Raw genomic sequence first — 21419 nt, 5'->3', positions numbered from 1 at the left:
AATCGGCGTCGGCGGGTCGCGAGGACCGGCCGACGATCTCGGGGTCGCGGGGCGGGCACGGTGCTGGTGGGGCAGCCGGCCCGGTCCAGCTATTCCAGGTGGAAGGTGGCGGAGGCGCGTTCGGCCCACCCGCTGGGAAGGAACGCCCGCGGGCCGGGATCATGTCGAGCGCGTTGCGCCCACGTAACGGCCCTAAGTGTTGGCGCTAACATCGATGAGTGTCAAGATGTTCCGGACGCTGCGGCAGAGGGCGGTGCCGACCATGGCATCCAACGCGGCGGACAGATCACCACGATCGAGCGCGACGTGCGGCGGAACGGGACGTTTCGCGGTCGCGGAACGGGTAATCAGGCACGCCGGCGTGGCCGGCGGATGAACACTGTCACGGAGCAAGGGAGCGCGTGTCATGCCCGATCCGGAGCCCACCATCGTCCTCGTGCACGGCGCGTTCGCCGAGTCGGCGAGCTGGAACGGCGTGATCGAGCGGCTGGGCGCCGCGTACAACGTGGTGGCCGCCGCGAACCCGCTGCGCAGCGTCGCGGGCGACGCCGCGTACGTGCGGGACGTGGTACGTGGGATCGGCGGCCCGGTCGTCCTCGTCGGTCATTCGTACGGCGGCATGGTTATCACGCAGGCCGCGGCGGGCGACACAACGGTGCGGGCCCTGGTGTACGTCAACGCCTTTGCTCCGGACACCGGCGAATCGGCGCTGTCGCTGTCCGGGAAGTTCCCCGGCAGCACGCTCGCCGACACCCTGGTGCAGTACCCGGTGTCGACCGGCGGCAACGAGGTGGCGATCGGCCAGGACGCCTATCACGCGCAGTTCGCCGCGGACGTGTCGGGCGACCTTGCCGCGCTGATGGCCCGTACCCAGCGGCCGATCACCGAGCAGGCCCTGAGCGACGGGCTCTCCGGCGACCCCGCCTGGCGAGCCCTGCCCAGCTGGTTCGTGTTCGGTGACGCCGACATGAACATCCCGGCCGCCGCGCACCGGTTCATGGCCGAGCGGGCCGCCCCGCGGGGCCAGCGCGAGATCGTCGGTGGCTCGCACGCGATGGCGGTGGCCCGGCCGGGTGAGGTCGCCGAGTCGATCATCGAGGCGGTCCGGGCCACCTGAGTGGCCGACGCGACGCGACGGGTCACGTCGTAGCGAGCCGACCCGGGCCGGGCGCAGCGACTGATCAACCGCCGCGGCCGGTCGTCTCCCGGTTCGTCGTGGACGCACGGCGACGCCTCGGTGGGAAGGCGGCTATGGTGCCCGGGTGGTGATCGAGGGGTGGCACGGCTGGGTCGGCTCGTTCACTGGCGTCGTGCTCATCACGGTGGCCGCACTGCCGTTGGCCGCGCTGGCGGTGTGGGCTCTGGCCCGCCGTCGGCGTGCGAACGGCGCCCCGTGGGCGTGGCGAACCTCGTTGGCCGAGGTCGGCATCGTGTACGGGACGCTGCCGTGGGTCTGGATGATCATGTTGCCGGGCTCCCGGGCGGGTGCTGTTCCCGGGCGGCTGAGCCTGGTGCCGCTCCGTGACCTGTTCACCATCTTCTCCGACGGAGGGCTGCTGACACTGACGGGTCAGGTCGTCGGCAACCTCCTGGTGTTCGCGGCGTTGGGATTCTTCGCTCCGCTGCGGTTCGCGGCACTGGCGTCCGTACCACGGATCGTGGCGCTCGCCGCGGGCTGCTCGGTCCTGGTCGAGGCCGCGCAGTACGTCCTGCGGTTGGACCGGGTGACGTCCGTGGACGATGTACTGCTCAACGCCGCTGGCGCCGGGCTGGCCGCGTTCGCGGCGCGCCGCTGGTGGCGCGGCAGGGCCGACACGGCGTCGGATCGGCCGCGATCGGTCACGGCGTCGCCACGCTGACCTCCGGGCTCCGCCCCAGCGAGGCTTCACGCGCGATGGTTGCGTCGACGTCCAGACCCCGTGCGGTCACCGGGACACTCCGCCGGAGCCCGCCGCCAGTACCAAGCGGATTTCGCGGCTTCACGCACCGCTGCCGCCGGTCGTCTCCCGGTAGGCCGCCGCGATCCCGGCCAGCCCGCGGCCCAGCTCGGGGCCGCGTACCCCGGCGTAGCCGACGACCAGCGCCGGCGGCCGGTCGTCCGCACGCAGGGCGTAGAAGCGGCCGCCGCGGACCAGCACCGACCGACGGCGGGCCGCCTGCACCAACGCCTCCTCGGCGCACCGCGCCGGCAGCACCAGGTACGCCTGGAGCCCGCCGTTCTGACCGAGGACGGTGACGTCGGGCAGGTGGCGGGAGACGAACTGCTGGACCGCCTGACGGCGTTTCTGGACGTCGGCGCCGAGTCGGCGCAGGTGCCGGTCGAACGCGCCGGTGTCGATCAGCCGGGCGAAGGCGAGTTGCTCCAGCCCGGAGCAGCCGATGTCCCAGCCGGCGCGGATCCGCTCGACGCGTGCGGTCAGGTCGGGCGGGGTGGCCAGCCAGCCGAGGCGCAGCGCCGGGGCGAGGACCTTGCTGGCGCTGCCGGCGTAGATCACCCGGTCCGGTGCGAGGCTCTGCAGCGCCGGCATCCGCTGCGCCGGGGCGACCAGGGCGGCGTCGAAGTCGTCCTCGACGAGGTAACCGTCCACCTCCTGCGCCCAGGCCACCAGGTGCGCCCGGCGTTGCGCGCTGAGCGTGACCCCGGTCGGGAACTGGCTGGCCGGGGTGACGAGCGCGGCGCGGACCCCGCTCGCGGCCAGCGCGTCGACCCGGATGCCGTCGCCGTCCACCGGGATGCCCACCGGACGCAGTCCGGCCTCGGCGATGAACTCCCACTCGCCCGGGTGCCCCGGGTCCTCCACCCCGATGGTGTCGTGGCCCCGGTCGCGCAACTCGCGGCAGAGCAGCGCGAGGCCCTGCGCGAAGCCCGACGTGATCATGAGGTGTTCGGGTCGGGTGCGGACGCCGCGGACCCGGCCGAGGTAACCGGCGAGGGTGTGCCGGACGACCGGCAGGCCGGACGGTGGGGCGTACCCCAGCTCCCGGCGGCCGGCCGAGGTGACCACCGCGCTGACCGCCCGGATCCAGTCCTGGCGGGGGAAGGTGGAGTCGTGCAGGCCGCCGGTGCGCAGGTCGTGGACCGCCGCGGCGGGTGCACGGTCGTCCGGGGTGAGCGCCGAGCCGACGTCGGTACGCGTCGCCGCCACGGACGTGCCCGAGCCGTGCTGAGAGGCGAGGTACCCCTCGGCGCAGAGCTGTTCGTACGCCTCGACGACCACACTGCGGGACACCCCGAGGTCGGCGGCGAGTTGCCGGCTCGACGGCACGCGGGTGCCGGGACGCAACGTGCCCTCCTCGATCTGCGTACGAAATGCGTTACGGAGCTGCACCGCCAGCGTTTCACGTGATTGGGCATCTATTGACAGGCTTAGATTCAGAGACAAGTGGTCCGCTCCGAGATCGTCGAAGTGGTATGGACAGCGTGATCCGTGCCTGTGGAAAGTGTTGGCCGGGCGCGCAACCGCTCACTGACCGGCGAATCAGGGCGTACGTTCCGAGAATGTCCAATGCGGACGCCTTCACCGCCGGTGCCAGAGTGGTCGTGCGAGTCCTTTCGTCTGGGGGGAAGGGTCCGACCTGCCGCGTCGCCGGTGGGGTCAGCGCCAACGGTGGCGCGGAATCGGGCTGTTCAGAGGGGGTTCCGCAAGTGTCCCTATTGTCAACAGAGCTCGCCACGTGGCCCATCCCGTCGCATTCGGTGGCGGCGGCGCATACACCATTGACCAACTCAATTCCCATAGAGGTGACATCTGTCACACTGCCGTCGATCGATCCTTTGTCGCTCTATACGGCACTCGCGGAAAGTTGCACTGACAACGATCTGTATCTCTTCGAAAGCCTGGACGGCCCGGCGCAGGACCGGTGTGCGGCAGCCGTCGGCTGGGGTCTTCTCGCCGAGGTGCTGTTCATCGCCGACCGGCTGGAGGTGACCGCCGAGGGTGCGCTCGGCGACGCCGTGGCCGCCGTGCTGACCGCCGTCCTGGGTGAGCCGGTCCGGCGCCGCGGCGCCCAGCGGGTCTGGCCGGTCGCCGGACCGAGCGAGGTGTGGGCCGCCGTCCGGGCCGTGCAGCGGGCGTTCGCGGTCCGCACCACAGTCCCCGCCGACAGCTTCGCCTTCGGTTTCCTCACCACCCTGGCGTACGAGGCCGCGCGGGACATGGACGAGCTCTGGATCGACCGGGTGGTCGACGACATCCCGCGCTGCACACTCGCGCTGTTCCGGCACACCGTCTGGTGGGACCTGCGCGCCGGCACGGTGCGGCAGCTCTGCGCCTCCGGCCCGCACCTGCCGCCGGACGACGCCGCCGCCCGGCTGCCGGACCTTCCCGGGCCGGCCGACGGCCACCCGGACGTGCCGGCCGCCCCGCCGCCCAGCCTGGTCCGGGACACCGTCGACGAGGAGACGTTCGCCGCCCGGGTGAAGCAGTGCCTGCGGCACATCGAGGTGGGGGACAGCTACCAGATCCAGATCGGCCACCGGATCGACGTCGAGACCACGCTCACGCCGCTGGAGGTCTACCGACGGCTGCGCCACCGCAACCCGTCGCCGTACATGTACCTGACCCCGTGGGCCGGCCAGACCGTCATCGGGGCGAGCCCGGAGCTGTTCCTGCGCATCGAACAGGGCCGACTGTCGATGCGGCCGATCGCCGGCACCGCGCCCCGGGCCACCGACCCGGAGACCGACCGCCGGCGGGTGGCCGAGCTGGCGGCCAGCGAGAAGGAACGGGCCGAGCACGTCATGCTTGTCGACCTGTGCCGCAACGACATCGGCCGGGTCTGCGTGCCCGGCACGCTCAGCGTCGACGCCATGTTCGACGTCGAGCCGTTCGCGTACGTGCACCACCTGGTCTCCACCGTCTCCGGCCAGCTCGCCGACGACGCCGACGTGTGGGCGGCGATCTGCGCCACCTTCCCGGCCGGCACCATGACCGGCGCCCCCAAGCTGCGGGCGATGGAGATCATCGACGGCTTGGAGGACGAGCCTCGGGGCGTCTACGCGGGCGCCGTCGGGCTCGTGGACGTCCGCGGGTACGCCGTGCTCGCGCTCTGCATCCGCACCGCCGTGCACGACGGCCGGTACTACCGCACCCAGGCGTCCGCCGGGGTGGTGGCCGACTCCACACCGGGCGACGAGTGGCGGGAGACGCTGGCCAAGATGAACGCCACGTTCTGGGCCCTGACCGGTGCGGAGTTGCTGTCGTGAAGGTCCTGCTCGTCGACGCGTACGACAGTTTCACCCACATCATCGACCAGTACCTGCGGACGCTCGGCGCGCGGACCGTGGTGGTCCGCTCCCGGACGCGGACCAGCGACCAGCTCGCGGCCCTGCGACCGGACGCGGTGGTGCTCGGCCCCGGGCCTGGTCATCCCGCCGAGTCCGGGCACGTGGAGCTGGTGCACGCCTTCGCCGGCCAGGTCCCGCTGCTCGGCGTCTGCCTCGGTCATCAGGCGATCGGCCTCGCGTACGGGGGGACGGTCGCGGTCGCCCGGCACCTGATGCACGGCAAGACCAGCGTCGTCACGCACGACGGTCGAGGGGTCTTCGACGGCGCGCCCGCCCCGCTCACCGTGACCCGCTACCACTCGCTCATCGTCGCGGACCCGGCGCCGCTGGCCCTGCACGTCACCGCGCGGTCGTCCGACGACGGCTACGTGATGGGGGTACGACACCGGGCCCTGGCGGTCGAGGGGGTGCAGTTCCACCCGGAGAGCGTGCTCACCGAGGACGGGCTGCGCCTGTTCGACAACTTCCTGCGCAGCGCGTCGGCGACGCTGACGGCGGGTTCGTCATGACCGACCGGTCGGCACCCCTCGCCGTGGTCACCGGCGCGGCGGGCGGCATCGGTCGGGCCGTGACGGCGGCCCTGACCGAGTCCGGGCACCGCGTGCTCGGCGTGGACGTCGACCCGGCTGTCGACCCGGCGGCGTACGCCTCGCTGGTCGCCGACGTGGCCGTGCCGGAGCAGGTCGAGCAGCTCTTCGCGGAGATCCGCGAGCGGTACGGCCTGCCGGAGGTGCTGGTGAACAACGCCGGGGTCTACCACGCCCGAGCCTTCCTCGACTACGACCCGAAGACGTACGCGCAGGTGTTCGACGTCAACGTGGGCGCCGCGTTCTTCTGCACGCAGGCGTTCGCCCGCGCCCTGATCAGCGCCGGCCGGCCGGGCACGGTGGTCAACGTCGCCTCGATCAGCGGGCAGTCCGGCAGCCCGGACGCGGCGTACGGGGCGTCGAAGGGTGCGTGCATCGCGCTCACCCACAGCCTCGGCCGGTCGCTCGCCGAGCACCGCATCCGGGTCAACGCGGTCGCTCCCGGCCTGGTCGAGACCCCGATGGCCGCCCGGATTCCGGCGCAGCGTCGCGACGACTACCGGGCCCGGATTCCCGTCGGCCGGTTCGGCACACCGGCCGAGATCGCCGCGGCCGTCGCCTGGCTCGCCGACCCGGCCAGCAGCTACGTCACCGCCACGGTGGTGGACGTCAACGGCGGCCTGCACTGAGCCGCGTCACCGCCCGAGCGCCGATCGCACCGCAGCCGGCTCACCCCTGGAGAGGATCCCGACCATGTGGCTTCCGACCACCGGACCGGCGGCCGACTTCGCCGTCGACTACCTGGCCCTGCACAAGGCCTTCTACGACCGCACCCTCGATCCCGCCGAGCTGAACGCGTGGCGGGAACGCCAACTGCGCACGGTGCTCGACCAGGTGACGACCGGCTCGCCGTTCTACGCCCGGCACCTGGCCGACGTCGACCTCGCCACGATCACCCCGGCGACCCTCGACCGGCTGCCCTTCACGACGAAGACGCACCTGCGCGAGGAGATGCTCGACGTGCTCAGTCGACCGCTGGCCGACGGGGTCTTCTTCTACGAGACGACCGGCACGACGGGCCGCGCGACCCCGTGCCCCCGCGACGGTCGGGAGGTGGTGGCCAGCAACGCCCACGTCACCGAGTCCTGGGCGTCGATCTTCCGCCACCACTTCGGCGACCACCCGCCGCGGATCGGGCTGATGGGCCCGACCGAGGTGCACTCCTTCGGCGACACCCTCGGTGACATCGCCCGCAACGTCGGCTCGCTGAACGCGAAGATCTGGCCGTACTCGCCGGTGATCGGGTTCGCCAAGGCGTTGCAACTCATGAAGGACCTGGAGCTGGAGGTCGTGTGCTGCACGCCGGGTGTGGCCATGATGCTCGCAAAGGCGGCCGAGCACTACGGCTACCGGCTGCGCGAGGACTTCGCCGTGAAGCTGCTCTTCGTCACCGGCGAGATGTGCACCCCGGCGCTGGCCCGCAACCTGGAGTCCGTCTGGGGCGCGGACGTCTACAACATCCTGTACGGCTCGCAGGAGGCGTTCGTCATCGCCACCGCCTGCCGCAACAAGCGGATGCACCTCTCCCAGACCAACTACCTGATCGAGGTGGTGGACCCGGAGACGGGCGCGTCGCACGGCCCACGCGGCAGCGGGGAACTCACCGTCACCATGCTGATCGACGGGGTGAAACCGCTGGTCCGCTACCGCACCGGCGACGCGGTCATCGTCGAGGCGTCCGACTGTGACTGCGAGATGGCCGGCGACCTCGTGCAGATCGTCGGCCGGACCCTGGACCGCATCGAGCTGGGCGGTCGACGCTTCACCGCCGGCCAGATCGAGACGGCCGTGTTGACCGGGGTCACCGGCTCCGGCGGCTACCAGGTGGTGATCGACCACGACCCGGCCGCCGGCGGCGACCGGCTGACCGTCCGCCTGGAACTGCTCAAGGACCTCGTCGACGACCCCGCCGGGGTGGCCGACGGCGTCCGGGAGCGGGCCGCCGCCGCGCTCGGCGTACCCGTCGAGGTGGAGCTGACCGACGGGCTCGACCCGATCGTCAGCACCGGCGCCTTCGTGAGCTGGAAGGCCGCCCGGATCGTCGACCGGCGGGTCGAGGCCGACCACGAGACCCAGGTGGCGCAGCGGATGGCGGGCAACCGTGGCTACACCACCTGAGACCGTCGCCGACGAGCGGGTGCCGGCGCTGCCCGGGCCGCTCACCGAGGCGTACGGGCGGCGCTGGCGCAGCGTGGTGGACGGCTGGGCGAGCCGGCCCGGCACCACGCTGGCTACGCTCGGCCCGCCCGGGACGTCCAGCCACCTGACCGCGGTGTTCCTCGCCGAGCGGCACGGGCTGCGCGTCGAGCTGTCCGACACCTTCGACGCGGTGCTCGCGGCGCTGGTGGACCGGCGGGTCGACCAGGCCCTCGTGCCGAGCGCCTATCAGGGGCTCACCCGCTTCCACTGGCACCGCGACCTGCGGCTGGAGGCGTACTTCGCCCAGGCCACCCCGGAGTACGGCATCGCGGCCCATCCGGACCGCGAGCCGGACGCCTCCGGTGGTCAGCTCGCCGTGGCCGCCCTCTGGGAGGTCCGGCGGATCTTCACCGACCTCGCGCCACCGGCCCTGCGGGACCGGTCGGTGCGGTGGGTCGACGCCGACTCCACCCAGCACGCCGCCGAGATCCTCGCCGCCGGCGGCGCCGACGTCGCCGTGACCAACGCGCCCGGGGTCGACGGCCACGGCCTGCGGTGGGTGGCCCGCCGTCCGGGCGCCGAGATCGTGTGGACCCTGTTCGGCCGCCGCTGAGACCAGACACCGAGAGAACCGGAGAGACGCCTCGTGTCCCGACGAATGCTGCTGCACCGCGCCACCGTCCAGGAAGGACTGGGGGTGCCCTCCCGACCGCGCCACAGCGTGCTGCTCGACGGCGAGCGCATCGTGGCCGTGCTACCCGAGGCGCAGGCGCCCCTGCACGACCCGGACATCGACGTCCTGGACCTCGACGGCCGGACGGTCATGCCGGGCATGACGCTCGGCCACACCCACATCGCGTACCTGAACGTGCTCGACGGTCGGGAGATGCTGTTCAAGTACAGCATCCCGGAGGTGACCCTCGGCGCCGCCGCCAACGCGGCGGCGATGCTGCGGCTGGGCTACACCGCCTTCGTCGGCGCCGGCTCGGTGGCCGGCATCGACATGGCGCTGCGCCGGGCGATCGACGCCGGCCAGCTGCCCGGCCCGCGCATCACCCCGTGCAGCCGGGACCTGATGGTGTCCGGTCCGCCGGAGCGCCGCAACCCGGCGGTCAAGCAGCGCATCCCGAGCGACCTCATGCGGCTGGCCGACACCCCGGAAGAGCTGATCGAGTACGTCGACACGGAGGTCAACCAGGGCGCGGAGATCATCAAGGTCTTCTCCACCGGGGACGACACGTTCCCCAACGGCCGCTCCCACGAGCTGCTGTTCACCGCCGAGGAGCTGGTGATCGCGGCGCGGGCGGCGCACGAGCGGGGGGTCCGCATCCGGGCGCACTCGCGCGGGCTGGGCGGCATCCGCAACGCCATCGCCGCCGGGGTCGACGTGATCGACCACGCCACGTACGCCGACGACGCGGCCCTGGAGGCGATCGCCGAGCGGGGCATCTTCGTGGTGCCGAGCCTGCACCAGCCGTACCGGCTGCTCACCACCGGCACGCGACATGGCAAGACCCCGGAGTACCTGGAGACGCTCGAGTTCCAGGCCGAGGTGGAGAACACCCTGCGCATCCTGCCGCTGATGGTGCAGATGGGCATCCCCATCGTGGCCGGCGACGACTTCGGGTTCGCCTGGACCCCGCACGGCCGGTACGCCGAGGAGCTGGAGACCTACGTGACCATGGCCGGCATTCCCGCGCCGGTGGTGCTGACCTGGGCCACGGCCAACGGCGCGCGGCTGGCCGGGCGCGGCGACGACGCGGGCACGGTGCAGCCGGGCCGGCTGGCCGACCTGGTCGTCACCGACGGCGACCCGGCCGAGGACATCACGGTGCTGGGCCGGCCGGAGGCAATCGAGCTGGTGCTGCTGGGCGGCCGGGTGGTCGCCGGGGACGCCGCCCGCTACCGCGCCGGGCAGCCGGCGGGAGTGGCGTGATGCGGCGGTCCGTGCCGGTCGTCCCGCTGCTCGCCGTCGGGGCGTTCGCCATCGGCACCGACACCTTCGTCGTCGCGGGGGTGCTCCCCGAGGTGGCCCGCACGCTGCGGGTGAGCGTCGCCTCGGCCGGGTGGGTGAGCACGGTTTTCGCCCTCGCGTACGCCGTCGCCGCCCCGGTGCTCGGCGCGCTGGCCGGCCGGCTGGAGCGGCGTACCGTGCTGGTGATCTCGCTGGTCGGGTTCACCCTGGGCAACGTCGCCTCGGCGCTCGCCCCCGACCTGCCGCTGCTGCTGCTGGCCCGGGTCCTCACGGCGGTCAGCGCCGCGCTCTACGTCCCCGCCGCCACCGCGTCGGCGGCCGCGCTGGCCCCGCCCGAGCGGCGTGGCCGGGCCATGGCCGTGGTGCTCGGCGGCCTCTCCGCGGCCACCGTGGCCGGGGTGCCGTTCGGCACCTGGCTCGCCGCCGACCTGCAGTGGCGGGCCACCTTCTGGCTGCTCGCCGCCCTCGGCGCCGCCTGCGCGGTGGCGGTGCTGGTCGGCCTGCCGAGGCTGGCGCTGCCGCCCGGCCCATCGCTGGCAGCCCGGCTCGCCCCGGTGCGCGAGAGCCGCGTCGGGTTGGCGGTGCTCACCACCGCGCTCTTCATGACCGGCGGCTACCTCGCCCTGACGTACGTCGGGGCGCTGCTCGCGCCGGCCACCGACGGCGACGGAACCCTGCTCGCGGTGCTGCTGCTGATCTTCGGTGTGCCGGCGGTCGCCGGGACGGTGCTCGGCGGGCGGGCCACCGACCGCTTCGGTGGCCTGCCGGTCCTGGTGGTCTCGATCACCGGGCTCGCCCTGGTGCTGGTCACGCTGCCGCTGACCCGGCAGGCGCTGCTTCCGGCCGCGCTGGCCATGGCGGCCTGGGGCGTCACCGCGATGGCCACGCAGCCGGCCCAGCAGCACCGGCTCTTCACGATCGCGCCGACCTCCGGGCCGCTGCTGCTGTCCCTCAACTCCTCGGCCACGTTCGTGGGCATCGCCCTCGGCGGCTTCCTCGGCAACCGGCTGTTGCGCCACGGCGGCGCGGAAGCCCTCGACCTGCTCGGGCCGGTCGGCGCCGCACTCTGCGTCCTGGCGGTGGGCACCACGCTGCTCGGCGCGCGGACCCGTGCCGGCCGTCGCGACGACCGGCCACCGACCGCCGGATTGGCCACACCGGATCACCCCGGATTGGCCACACCCAGTGGTCGTCGCGCTGCGTACGGTCGGACCGACAATCGGACCCGAACCTCACGAGGATCACGATGACCCAGCTCAGCGACGGTGCGGACACCCTCACCGTCCGCATCGACGACCGGGTGCTGACCGCAGTGCCGGACTACGTCCTCGGCGTGCTCGCCCTGCCGGCGGTCGAGGTCGCCCCGGCGCCTCCCCGCGTGTCGGCCTTGCTGACCGCCGCCGAGGACGCGCTGCACGCGGCCGGCCTGGACAAGGCGGGGGTGGCCGAGTTGCCGGGCATCGCCGCGTGGCGGGAGGCGTACAGGACGGTGGGGGTGAACCCGAACCGGTTCCCCTGCGCCGCCGAGTCGATCGCCCGACGGGTCGCCAGGGGCGACCGGCTGCCCCGGATCAACGCCCTGGTCGACCTCTGCAACGCCGTCTCGCTCGGCGCGGCGCTGCCGGTGGCCTCGTGCGCGGTCGACGGCATCACCGACCTCGTCGTCCGACCGGCCGACGGCACCGAGACGTTCCTGCCCCTCGGCGTGCCCGACGCGCCGGAGCGACCCGAACCGGGCGAGGTCGTCTACGCCGACGCCGACGGGCGGGCCCACTCCCGGCGCTGGAACTGGCGGCAGGGACACCTGGTCCGCACCGACCTGGGCCGGCACCGGCTACTGCTCACCGTCGAGTCGGCCCACCCCGGCGGCCGGGCGGAGGTGGTGGACGCGCTGGCCCGGCTGACCGCCGCCCTCGACGACCTGTCCGACGCCCCGCGGCAGGAGGCGGTGCTCGACGCAGGGACGACAAGCGCCGTCCTGCGTACCGCAGGCCCGCTCAGCTCCGCCGGCAACCACCAGGGGAGTCGTCCGTGAACCGCGCGATCCTGGTGATCTACCGGCCGGCGGCCGGCCGGTACGCGGCCCAGTTCCGCAGCGTGGTCGCCGCCGCCGCCGAGCTGGGCGTGACCACCGTGGCGCTGCTGCCGACCGGGCAGCCGGCCGCCGAAGCCGCCGGCCTGCCTTGCTACCACGCCGACCTCGACGACACCGAGGCCGTCCGCTCGGTCGTCGCGACGATCCTCGCCACGCACCCGGTGCGGCGCATCTTCCCGCTCTTCGAGGGTGACGTGCTGACCGCCGCGTACTGCCGGCGCGACCACGGCATCGACGGGCTCGACCCGGAGGAGGCCCTGACCTTCCGGGACAAGAACGTGATGCACCGCCGGGCCACCGAGCTGGGCGTGCCGGTGGCCCGTTCGTGCCGCCCGGAGACGGTGGGGGCGGTCGCCGAGTTCGCCGCCGAGGCGGGCTGGCCGGTGGTGATCAAGCCGTACGCCGGCTGGGCCTGCGGCGACACCCACCGGGTGGACTCCACCGAGGACCTGGCCCGGGTGTGGCCGCTGATCGCCGACGACCGGCACGACTACCGGGTGGAGGAGTACGTCCGGGGCGCCGAGTACCACGTCGACTCGCTGCTGCGCGACGGCGAGGTGGTCTTCGAGCAGCTCTCCCGCTACACGTACTCGGTCCTGGAGTTCCGCGACGAGCCCGGCGGCACGGTCTCCCGCAAGCACGATCTGACCCCTGCGGAGCGGCGCATCCTGGCCGCCAGCGCCACCGTGCTGCGCGGCTTCGGGATGCGTACCGGCGTGGCGCACGTGGAGTTCTTCCTCCGCGACGACGGCGAGGTCGTCTTCGGCGAGGCGGCCGCACGGGCCGGCGGCGGCTCGATCGTCCCCGCCATCCAGGCCGGCCGGGGGATCAACCTGGCGGGGGAGTGGTGCCGCCTGGAACTGGACCCGGAGCACGCGCCGGCGGCCACCCTCGGCCCGGAGATCGGCACCGAATACCTTTGCTCCGACCGGTACGGCCGGATCACCGCGATCACCACGGCCGACGAGCTGCGGGCGCTGGACGCGGTGCGCGACGCGGACGTGTGGAAGGCCGTCGGGGACGTGCTCGCCGTGCCGACCGCCTCCAACGACGTGCTCGGCTGGTACGTCTGCGAGGGCCGGGACTTCGACGACGTCCGTGCCCGGTTCAAGGTCATCCGGGACTCCTTCGAGGTGCGCACCGAGCCGGTGGGGGAGCCGTCATGTGGCTGACCCGGTTCCGGGCCCTGCCGCGCCCGCTGCGGATGCTGGTCTACGCCTCCTTCATCAACCGGGCCGGCATGTTCGTGTTCCCGCTGCTCGCGGTCTACCTCGTGCAGAGCCGGCACCTCAGCACCGGCGAGGCTGGCGTGCTGATCTCCGTCGGCAGCACCGGCCTGCTCGCCGGTAGCCTGCTCAGCGGCCCGGTCTGCGCCCGGGCCGGCCGACGCGCCGCGCTGGTGTCGAGCCTGCTGCTCAACGCGGCCGGTTACCTGGGCCTCGCCCTGGTCAACGGTCCCACCTGGACGTACGCGGTGCTGCTCTTCGTCGCGCTGGTCGGGATGGGGATGTTCGCGCCGGCGGCGAACACGCTGATCGCCGACCTGACCGAGCCCGGTGAGCGGCCCTTCGCGTACACGGTCAGCTACCTCGCCAACAACCTCGGCATGGGGGTCGGCCCGCTGCTCGGCGGGTTCGCGGCGGCCTTCTCGTACCAGCTGATGTTCGCCGGGAACATCCTGCTCGGCCTGCTCGCGGCGGCGACCATCTGGCTCTTCGTGCCGGCGGACACCCGGCGTGCCCAGACGGCGTCGTCGACCGCGAGCACCGGACGGGCCGGGCTGCTGCGCGACATCGACGTGGCGGTGCTGGTGCTCGTCTCGTTCTGCTACGTCGCGCCGCTGATCGGTCTGGAATACACGCTGCCCCTCGCGGTCACCACAGTGCTGCACTCGTCGGTGGCGCTGGTCGGGGCGGTCTACACCATCAACAGCGTCGTCGTGGTCAGCGCGAGCCTGCTGATCGAGAAGCGGATCAAGGCGTACTCGACCCGGGTCCTGCTGATCGTGGCGGGCCTGCTCTGGTCGACCGGGATGGCCGTCCTGGTGTTCGCGTTCTCGCTGCCCGCCGTGCTGCTCTCCACTGTGGTCTGGACCCTCGGCGAGATCATCGCGTCGGTGGTGGTGCCCACCTACATCGCCGACCACGTGGCGGAGCACCGGGTCAGCGGCTTCATGGCCCTGAACGCCTTCGTGCTCAGCTCCGCCCGGTTGGTCGTGCCGATGGGTCTCGGCTTCGTCTGGCAGACCCAGGGACACCGTCCCGTTCTCCTGCTGCTCCTGCTGACCCCGGTGGTCGGCATGGTCGCGTTCGCAGCGCTGCGGATCCGACCGGCCGTCCGGCCCGTGCCGGCACTCGCCGAACCGGCCACCGCCAGTCCCTGACACCCCACCCCGCATCGGAAGAGGCCATGACCGCGACGAAGTTCGTGCTGCCCGAGAGTGACATCCCGACGACCTGGTACAACGTGGTTCCCGACCTGCCCAAGGGACTGCCCCCGATGCTGCACCCCGGCACCCGGGAGCCCATCACCGCGGCGGATCTCGAACCGCTCTTCGCCACCGGCATGATCGAGCAGGAGTTCACCACCGAGCGGGACGTGGACATCCCCGGGCCGGTGCTCGACATCTACCGGCAGTGGCGGCCCAGCCCGCTCGTACGCGCCCGTCGCCTGGAGCAGGCCCTCGACACGCCGGCCCGGATCTACTTCAAGTACGAGGGGGTCAGCCCGGCCGGCAGCCACAAGCCGAACACCGCCGTGCCGCAGGCGTACTACAGCAAGCTCGACGGCGTGCAGCGGCTGACCACCGAGACCGGCGCCGGCCAGTGGGGCAGCTCGCTCTCGATGGCCTGCGCGTACTTCGGCCTCGACTGCGAGGTCTTCATGGTGCGGATCAGCTACGACCAGAAGCCGTACCGGCGGGGGTTGATGGAGACGTTCGGCGCGTCGGTCACCGCGAGCCCGAGCGACCGTACCGGGGCGGGCCGGGCGGCCCTCGCCGCCGACCCGGACTCCACCGGCAGCCTCGGCCTGGCCATCTCCGAGGCGGTGGAGGCGGCGATGTCCAGCGGCGGCGCCGCCAAGTACGCCCTCGGTTCGGTGCTCAACCTGGTGCTGATGCACCAGACGATCATCGGGCAGGAGGCGCTGCTCCAGCTCGCGATGGCCGACGACTACCCGGACATCGTGGTCGGCGCGGCCGGCGGCGGCTCCAACTTCGCCGGGCTGGCGCTGCCGTTCCTGCGCCGCCAGTTGGGGGGCGGCCCGACGGTGCGGTTCGTCGCGGCGGAGCCGGCCTCCTGCCCGTCGCTGACCCAGGGCAGCTACGACTACGACTTCGGCGACACCGCCGGGCTCACCCCGCTGGCCAAGATGCACACCCTGGGCCACGACTTCCACCCGCCGGCGATCCACGCCGGTGGGCTGCGCTACCACGGCATGGCGCCGATCGTCAGCGCGCTGCGGGACATCGACCTGATCGAGGCGCGGGCGGTGCCGCAGACCGCCTGCTTCGAGGCGGGCGTGCTGTTCGCCCGCAGCGAGGGGATCGTGCCGGCCCCGGAGTCCACCCACGCGGTCCGGGTGGCGGTGGACGAGGCGCTGCGCTGCCGGGAGACGGGCGAGTCGAAGGCCATCGTCTTCTCCCTCTCGGGGCACGGCCACTTCGACATGCAGGCCTACATCGACTACTTCGCCGGAAAACTGACGGACTGACCTCGCAAGGGGGTGGGCGCCGCTGCGGCGTCCACCCTTCGCGACGAGCACCGGGGGTGCCATTGCACAGCGAAGCAGCGACCATCCTCGCCATCAACGGATCGGAACGGGCCGGTGGCAACACCGACCACGCCATCGCGTACGCGGGCAAGCTGATCGCCGAGCGGGGCGCGATCCTGCGCACCATCGCGCTACGCGAGCACCGCATCTCGCCGTGCAGCCCGTGCGGCGACTGCAACAGCCGTACCCTGCCCTGCCAGGTGGACGACGACGTCCCCGCCCTGGTGGAGCAGATGGCCAGCGCCGACGGGCTGATCTACGCGGCCCCGGTGCACGGCTTCGGCCTCGCCCACCTCATGCAGGTCTTCATCGAGCGGGCGGGCGTCGGCTATTTGCGTTTCACCCGGCCGCTGGCCGACAAGGTCGGCGGCATCATCGTCACCGGGCGCCGGTACAGCGACTCCTCGGTGCACAACCAGATCGTCAACAACCTGCTGCTCAACCGGATGATTCTGGTGGGCAGCGGCTTCCCCGTCCTACTGCGCAACACCACCGGCGCTCCCGGCCTGACCGACGTCGAGGGCGTCGACGCGCTGGAGCGGATGGTGCACCGGATGCTCGACATGGTGCAGCTGCTCAAGCGGCACCAGCGGGTCGACGGCGCTCCGGTCCTCCCGCGCCGTGACCGCAACGAGCGTGTTCCGCGACCCCGCCGTACCGAAACCGCCCCAACCAGAGGAGATATCGAGAATGTCCACTGAGCAGGTCGCCGCGCCGGTCGGCATCGACTTCCCGGCCACCGAGTGGGAGAGGTGGGACAAGCCGGGAGCCGAGGGGCGCGTCAAGATCTCGTACGTCGGGGGTCAGCGTCTGCGCCTGCTGGAGCTGCCGCCGGGCTTCGACGAGCACCACTGGTGCCTGCGCGGGCACACCGGCTACGTCCTGCAGGGCGAGTTCACCATCCACTTCCGGGACCGGTCGGTGCCGTGCCGCCCCGGCATGGGCTTCGTCATCCCCGACGACGAGGAGCACCGGTCCCAGGGCAGCGACGCCGAGCCCACCGTCGTCTTCGTGATCGACCAGGTCCCGCAGCCGTGAGCGATCAGCACCGGATCGCGCCGCCGGCCGGCTCCCCGCCGGTCGGCGGCGCCGACGGCCCGGCGCGGATCGCCGAGCTGCGGGTCGCCATCGACGCGCTCGACCAGCGGATCATCGCCCTGCTGGCGGAGCGTACCCGGGTGGTGCAGGAGCTGACCGCGCACAAGACGGACGAGGCGACCGTCCGATCACCCGACCGGGTACGGCAGGTGCTCGGCCGGGTGCACGACCTGGCCGCCCAGCACGGCATGCCGCCCGAGGTCGCGGTCGGCACCTACCGTGCGCTCATCGACGAGCTGACCCGGATGCAGCTCGACATGCTGGCAGCCCGCCGTGCCACCGCGTCACTGGCGGAGGAGTGATGAGCCACCGCCCGCCCGTCGACCTGCGGCACGCCCTGGCCAGCCTCGACCCGCTCCCGGGCGAGCTGGTCCGCGTCGCCACGGAGCTGCCCGCCCGCTACGGCGTCTCCGCCCACTACGCCCGCTGGGCGGGTGCGCCCGCCGCCCCGCCCACCGGCGCCGGCCCGGCGGTGCTCTTCGACCGGGTACGCCCCGATCACGGCCCGACCCGGGCGGTGCTGATGGGCCTCTACGGCACCCGCCGGCGTGCCTCCGGTCTGCTCGGCTGCACGCCGGCCGAGCTGCCGCACCGGCTGCTCGCCGCGGTGGCCGCCCCCCGTCCGCCGGTGCCCGCCCCCGACGCGTCCCGCTGGCCGCGCGAGACGCTGCCGTTGGATCTGACCGCGCTGCCGGTGCCGGTCCTCACCGACGAGGACGCCGGGCCGTACCTGACCCTCGGCGCGGTGCTCGCCACCGACCCGGACACCGGGGTCCGCAACCTGTCCGTGCACCGGATGTGCGTGCAGGGGCCCGACACGCTGACCATCTGGATGGTCCCCGGACGGGACCTGGAGCTCGCGCACCAGGCCGCCCTGCGCCGGGGGCGTCCGTTGCCGATCGCGATCCACCTCGGGCTGAGCCCGGCGGTGCTGCTGTCCTCCTGCTGCCCGACCTCGCTGGTCCCGCCGGACCTCGACGAGCTGGCGGTGGCCGGCGCGCTCGCCGGTCAGCCGGTGGAGCTGCTGCCCTGCGCCACGGTGGACGCCGAGTTCATCGCGCACGCCGAGTACGTCATCGAGGGCGAGTTGCTGGCCGACCGGGTGCCGGAGAGCGCGCACGGCACGGTGGCCACGCCGGAGTTCCTCGGCTACCAGGGTCGGGCGCATCCCTCGTTGCCGCTGATCCAGGTCACCGCGATCACCGCCCGGGAGAGCCCGATCCTGCAGGCGGTCTCCGGGCCCGGGCACGAGCAGTCGGTGCTGCTCGGCTTCGGGATGGAGGCCGCGGTGCTGGACCTGCTGCGCCGCCGGGGGACGCCGGCCCTGGCGGCGCACTGTCACACGGCGGGCGGCGGTCAGCTCATGGTGGTGCTCCAGTGGCCGGCCAAGCGCGGCCCGTCCGACGACGCCGCGGTACGCGCCGCCGCCGAGGCGGTGCTGGAGCAGTTCCGGATGGCCAAGCTGGTGCTGTGCGTGGGCGAGGACGTCGACATCGAGTCCGATCAGGACCTGTGGTGGGCGATGGTCACCCGCTTCCAGGCCGACCAGGACCTGCTCGTGCTGCCGGACCGGGAGGGCTTTCCGCTCGACCCGAGCCAGCACACCGGCTACTCCCCGTCGCTGTCGGCCGACGGGCGCACGGCGAAGGCGGTCTTCGACTGCACCGTCCCGTACGCCCAGAGCGCGCGCTTTCACCGGCCCCGCTTCACCGAGCCGTCACGTCCCGCACCGCGGCGGCCAGCAGCGCCACTCCCTCGGTGATCTTTGCGGTGGGCAGCGCCGCGTACCCGATCAGGAAGGTCGGCTCGGTCGGCGGGCGGGTGACGAAGTAGCCCGAGGCCGGGTAGACCCGTACGCCTCGCGCGGCGGCGGCGCGCACGATCTCGGCCTCGCCGACGTCGGGCGCGCCGCCCAGGGTCACCAGCACGTGCAGCCCGGCCGCCGTGCCGGAGATCCGCACCCCCGCGCCGAAGTGTTCGTACAGCGCCTCCAGCAGCCGGGCGCGCCGCTGCCGGTAGAGGCGGTCCATCCGGCCGATGTGCCGGGCGTACGCGCCGGAGGAGATGAACTCGGCCAGCGCCTCCTGGGTAAGCGTCGGGGTCAGCCGGTCGGTGATCCACTTGACGCCCAGGAACGACCGGACGAGATGTGGCGGCAACACCGCGTACCCGATGCGCAGCGAGGGGAAGAGGGTCTTGCTGAAGCTGCCGACGTAGACCACGTCGGCGTCCTGCGGGTCGGCGGCCAGCGACGGCAACCGCTCCTCGGCGAAGGTGAACTCGTTGTGGTAGTCGTCCTCCAGCACCGTGGCCCCGTGTTCGCGGGCCCAGCGCAGCAGCGCTCGTCGCCGCCGCTCGGACATGATGAACCCGGTGGGGAACTGGTGCGACGGGGTGACGTAGACCAGGCGTACCCGGGCCGGGTCGAGGCCGTGCGCGCGGACCTGGCACTCGATCTCGTCGACCCGCAGGCCCTCCTCGTCGACACCGACCGGCACCACCGCGGCCCGCGAATAGCCGAAGATCTGCCGCAGCACGGTGTGGCTCGGGTCCTCGATGATCACCACGTCGTCGGGGCCGACGAGCAGCCGGACCAGGATGTCCATGGCCTGGGTGGCGCCGCTGGTCACCACCGTGTTCTCGCGGGTGGCGTCCAGCGCACGACTGCGCCGCAGCAGGGCGGTGATCTGGGCACGCAACGACAGCGCGCCCTCGGCCGGGCCGTAGCCCAGGGCCACCGCGTCGGCCCGGCTCACCGCGTCGGCGAGGGACTGCCGCCACCGGGTCACCGGGAAGCTGGCCAGCGCCGGGGTGCCGTGCCGGAAGTCGTACGTCCCGTCCGGCCGGTGCATCGGCGCCGGTTCCCACGGCTTCCACAGCGGACTGCCGGCGTCGGTGGGAAGTGGGGGTTCGGGTCGCAGGTGCGCGCGGGCGGCGCGGGGGGCGGGTGGCGGCGTGTCGGTCAGGGCGGCGCTGACCCGCGTGCCGGAACCGCGCCGTGAGGTGAGCACCCCGTTGGCCCGCAGCAGCTCGTACGCCCGGGTCACCACCGTCCGGGAGACCCCGAGCTGGTGCGCCAGCTCGCGGCTGGGCGGCACCGCGTCGCCCGGGCGCAGCCGGCCGGCCCGCACGGACCCACTGATCTGGTCGCAGAGCTGCTGCTGCAACGGAACCGAACTGTCCCGGTCCAGCGTGACGAGGAGCTGGTCCGAACTCACCTGGACATGCTCCCCCGCTCGACGCCGCCTGCGAGTCTAGTCGCGCCGGCGTGCCAATCGGGCTCGTCCACGACGGACCGCTGTCCGTTGCCGGCGGGTCCTCGCAGCGGTGGTCAGGCTGCCCGGGAGGACCGTCTGCGGGCGCGCCGTTCGGTCTGTACGAAGGTCGACAGCCGGCCGTCCACCAGTCGACCGAGCACGTCCAGGAAGATTGCGCGGTCACGCGCCGGGACCGTGGCGAGGATGTCACTCTGCAGCCGCGTGACGATCTGCCGCGCCTCGGCGACCAGCCGCTCGCCGTCGCGCGTGACGGTGACGATGCGGGCGCGTCGGTCGGTAGTCGATGTGCGGCGCCCGACCAGGCCGGCACGTTCCAGCTCGTCGAGGGTGACCACCATCGTCGTCTTGTCGATGCCGCACATCTCGCCGAGCTGACTCTGGGTGTACTCACCGGTGCGGCCGCGATCGAGCACGCAGTAGGCACGCGTCGAGATGCCCAGGCCGGAGAGCGCGGCGGCGTGCTCCTGCGCCAGCGCGTGGGTGGCCCAGGACATCAGAAACATCAGGTCGGGGGCTGCGGCATCGGGCCCCGAGGTTCCGGTGGTCATGGCGGCAGCCTAACAACTAGTTTGTGATTCGAACTATCTCGTAGCGGAGCATTGTCGCGCCACATCGGACAAGGTGAGAACAAGATAGTTAAGAACAAAACCTTCTGGTACGGTTCGATCTCGACACCGTATCCCTCTACTGAGGAGTCACCCCTGATGTCTGCGGAAGCCTCTGCTCCCCGGGCCGTCGACGGCGCTTCGCGCGTGCGGAACCGGTCCATCGCCCTCGTGGTCGCCGTGCTCGCCGCCGTGGCCGTGTGGTCGATCGCGACCCTCGCCGGCGCGCAGCTCACCGTCGACCAGGGCTCCGGTCCGCAGGACGTCACGGTGCTCGCCGTGCTCGTGACGTCCGCGCTCGCGGGGCTGCTCGGCTGGGGCCTCCTGGCGGTGCTCGAACGCCTCTCGGCTCGCGCCACGACGATCTGGACGGGGATCGCGGTGGCCGTCCTCGTGCTGTCTCTCGTGCCCGCGTCCCTGGTCGACGCCTCGGCCGGCACCAGGTTCGCCCTTGTCCTGATGCATCTGGTGGTGGGCGCGGTCGTGATCCTGGGCTTCCGCAGAGGGGCGCGGCCCGCCTGACGACCAGCGGCCGCCCCGCCGACGCCGTCGCCTCTCCTGCGCCACCTGGGGCAGGAGAG

At 72.7% G+C, this 21419-nt stretch carries 21 protein-coding genes; 18 read left to right on the top strand and 3 right to left on the bottom strand.

Features of this window, described 5'->3' with window-relative positions; translation table 11 throughout:
- The first annotated feature begins 406 nt into the window (after positions 1–406).
- A complete protein-coding gene (locus tag ABZU46_RS07580; protein ID WP_354855631.1) occupies positions 407–1117 on the top strand; it encodes an alpha/beta hydrolase in 711 nt (236 codons plus the stop codon).
- A gap of 145 nt (positions 1118–1262) precedes the next feature.
- Complete coding sequence (locus tag ABZU46_RS07575; protein ID WP_354855630.1) at positions 1263–1859, top strand: VanZ family protein; 597 nt, start codon at positions 1263–1265, stop codon at positions 1857–1859.
- Between the two features lie 120 nt (positions 1860–1979).
- On the opposite strand, the gene ABZU46_RS07570 is transcribed toward ABZU46_RS07575, so the two are convergent.
- The gene (locus tag ABZU46_RS07570) at positions 1980–3329 is read right to left on the bottom strand and encodes a PLP-dependent aminotransferase family protein (RefSeq protein WP_354855629.1); all 1350 of its coding nucleotides are present in this window, start codon (positions 3327–3329) and stop codon (positions 1980–1982) included.
- A gap of 569 nt (positions 3330–3898) precedes the next feature.
- On the opposite strand from ABZU46_RS07570, the gene ABZU46_RS07565 reads away from it, so the two are divergent.
- The 15 genes from ABZU46_RS07565 (at position 3899) to ABZU46_RS07495 (ending at position 18717) form a co-directional block, all read left to right on the top strand.
- Positions 3899–5206, top strand: a complete 1308-nt coding sequence (locus ABZU46_RS07565; protein WP_354855628.1) for an anthranilate synthase component I family protein — start codon at positions 3899–3901, stop codon at positions 5204–5206.
- The gene (locus tag ABZU46_RS07560; RefSeq protein WP_354855627.1) at positions 5203–5796 is read left to right on the top strand and encodes an aminodeoxychorismate/anthranilate synthase component II; all 594 of its coding nucleotides are present in this window, start codon (positions 5203–5205) and stop codon (positions 5794–5796) included. The genes ABZU46_RS07565 and ABZU46_RS07560 overlap by 4 nt, the downstream gene beginning before the upstream one ends.
- Positions 5793–6503: an SDR family oxidoreductase gene (locus ABZU46_RS07555; protein ID WP_354855626.1), complete on the top strand. Its 711-nt coding sequence runs from the start codon at positions 5793–5795 to the stop codon at positions 6501–6503. The genes ABZU46_RS07560 and ABZU46_RS07555 overlap by 4 nt, the downstream gene beginning before the upstream one ends.
- 64 nt (positions 6504–6567) lie before the next feature.
- Positions 6568–7992, top strand: a complete 1425-nt coding sequence (locus ABZU46_RS07550; protein WP_354855625.1) for a phenylacetate--CoA ligase family protein — start codon at positions 6568–6570, stop codon at positions 7990–7992.
- A complete protein-coding gene (locus ABZU46_RS07545; RefSeq protein WP_354855624.1) occupies positions 7976–8626 on the top strand; it encodes a prephenate dehydratase in 651 nt (216 codons plus the stop codon). Before ABZU46_RS07550 ends, ABZU46_RS07545 begins: the two co-directional genes overlap by 17 nt.
- A gap of 33 nt (positions 8627–8659) precedes the next feature.
- A complete protein-coding gene (locus tag ABZU46_RS07540) occupies positions 8660–9949 on the top strand; it encodes an amidohydrolase family protein (protein ID WP_354855623.1) in 1290 nt (429 codons plus the stop codon).
- Positions 9949–11238, top strand: a complete 1290-nt coding sequence (locus ABZU46_RS07535; protein WP_354855622.1) for an MFS transporter — start codon at positions 9949–9951, stop codon at positions 11236–11238. Before ABZU46_RS07540 ends, ABZU46_RS07535 begins: the two co-directional genes overlap by 1 nt.
- Complete coding sequence (locus ABZU46_RS07530; protein WP_354855621.1) at positions 11235–12023, top strand: phenylalanine--tRNA ligase beta subunit-related protein; 789 nt, start codon at positions 11235–11237, stop codon at positions 12021–12023. Before ABZU46_RS07535 ends, ABZU46_RS07530 begins: the two co-directional genes overlap by 4 nt.
- Positions 12020–13255: an ATP-grasp domain-containing protein gene (locus ABZU46_RS07525; RefSeq protein ID WP_354855620.1), complete on the top strand. Its 1236-nt coding sequence runs from the start codon at positions 12020–12022 to the stop codon at positions 13253–13255. Before ABZU46_RS07530 ends, ABZU46_RS07525 begins: the two co-directional genes overlap by 4 nt.
- Positions 13246–14466, top strand: a complete 1221-nt coding sequence (locus tag ABZU46_RS07520; protein ID WP_354855619.1) for an MFS transporter — start codon at positions 13246–13248, stop codon at positions 14464–14466. The genes ABZU46_RS07525 and ABZU46_RS07520 overlap by 10 nt, the downstream gene beginning before the upstream one ends.
- 26 nt (positions 14467–14492) lie before the next feature.
- Positions 14493–15797, top strand: a complete 1305-nt coding sequence (locus ABZU46_RS07515) for a TrpB-like pyridoxal phosphate-dependent enzyme (RefSeq protein ID WP_354855618.1) — start codon at positions 14493–14495, stop codon at positions 15795–15797.
- 56 nt (positions 15798–15853) lie between these two features.
- Entirely contained in the window at positions 15854–16558 is a 705-nt protein-coding gene (locus ABZU46_RS07510) for a flavodoxin family protein (RefSeq protein ID WP_354855617.1), read from the top strand.
- Entirely contained in the window at positions 16548–16895 is a 348-nt protein-coding gene (locus tag ABZU46_RS07505) for a cupin domain-containing protein (protein ID WP_234581760.1), read from the top strand. The genes ABZU46_RS07510 and ABZU46_RS07505 overlap by 11 nt, the downstream gene beginning before the upstream one ends.
- Positions 16892–17257, top strand: coding sequence for a chorismate mutase (locus ABZU46_RS07500; protein WP_354855616.1), 366 nt, complete (start codon positions 16892–16894; stop codon positions 17255–17257). Before ABZU46_RS07505 ends, ABZU46_RS07500 begins: the two co-directional genes overlap by 4 nt.
- Positions 17257–18717: a UbiD family decarboxylase gene (locus tag ABZU46_RS07495; protein ID WP_354855615.1), complete on the top strand. Its 1461-nt coding sequence runs from the start codon at positions 17257–17259 to the stop codon at positions 18715–18717. The genes ABZU46_RS07500 and ABZU46_RS07495 overlap by 1 nt, the downstream gene beginning before the upstream one ends.
- On the opposite strand, the gene ABZU46_RS07490 is transcribed toward ABZU46_RS07495, so the two are convergent.
- Positions 18662–20173: a PLP-dependent aminotransferase family protein gene (locus ABZU46_RS07490; RefSeq protein WP_354855614.1), complete on the bottom strand. Its 1512-nt coding sequence runs from the start codon at positions 20171–20173 to the stop codon at positions 18662–18664. The genes ABZU46_RS07495 and ABZU46_RS07490 overlap by 56 nt on opposite strands.
- A 113-nt stretch (positions 20174–20286) precedes the next feature.
- Positions 20287–20781, bottom strand: coding sequence for a MarR family transcriptional regulator (locus ABZU46_RS07485; protein ID WP_354855613.1), 495 nt, complete (start codon positions 20779–20781; stop codon positions 20287–20289).
- 156 nt (positions 20782–20937) lie between these two features.
- On the opposite strand from ABZU46_RS07485, the gene ABZU46_RS07480 reads away from it, so the two are divergent.
- Complete coding sequence (locus tag ABZU46_RS07480) at positions 20938–21360, top strand: DUF6069 family protein (protein WP_354855612.1); 423 nt, start codon at positions 20938–20940, stop codon at positions 21358–21360.
- The last annotated feature ends 59 nt before the right edge of the window (positions 21361–21419 follow it).

The organism is Micromonospora sp. NPDC005197 (assembly GCF_040608295.1).
GTDB lineage: Bacteria > Actinomycetota > Actinomycetes > Mycobacteriales > Micromonosporaceae > Micromonospora.
Note: the sequence above shows the minus strand (reverse complement) of the source record. Positions and strands in the feature narration are given on the sequence as shown.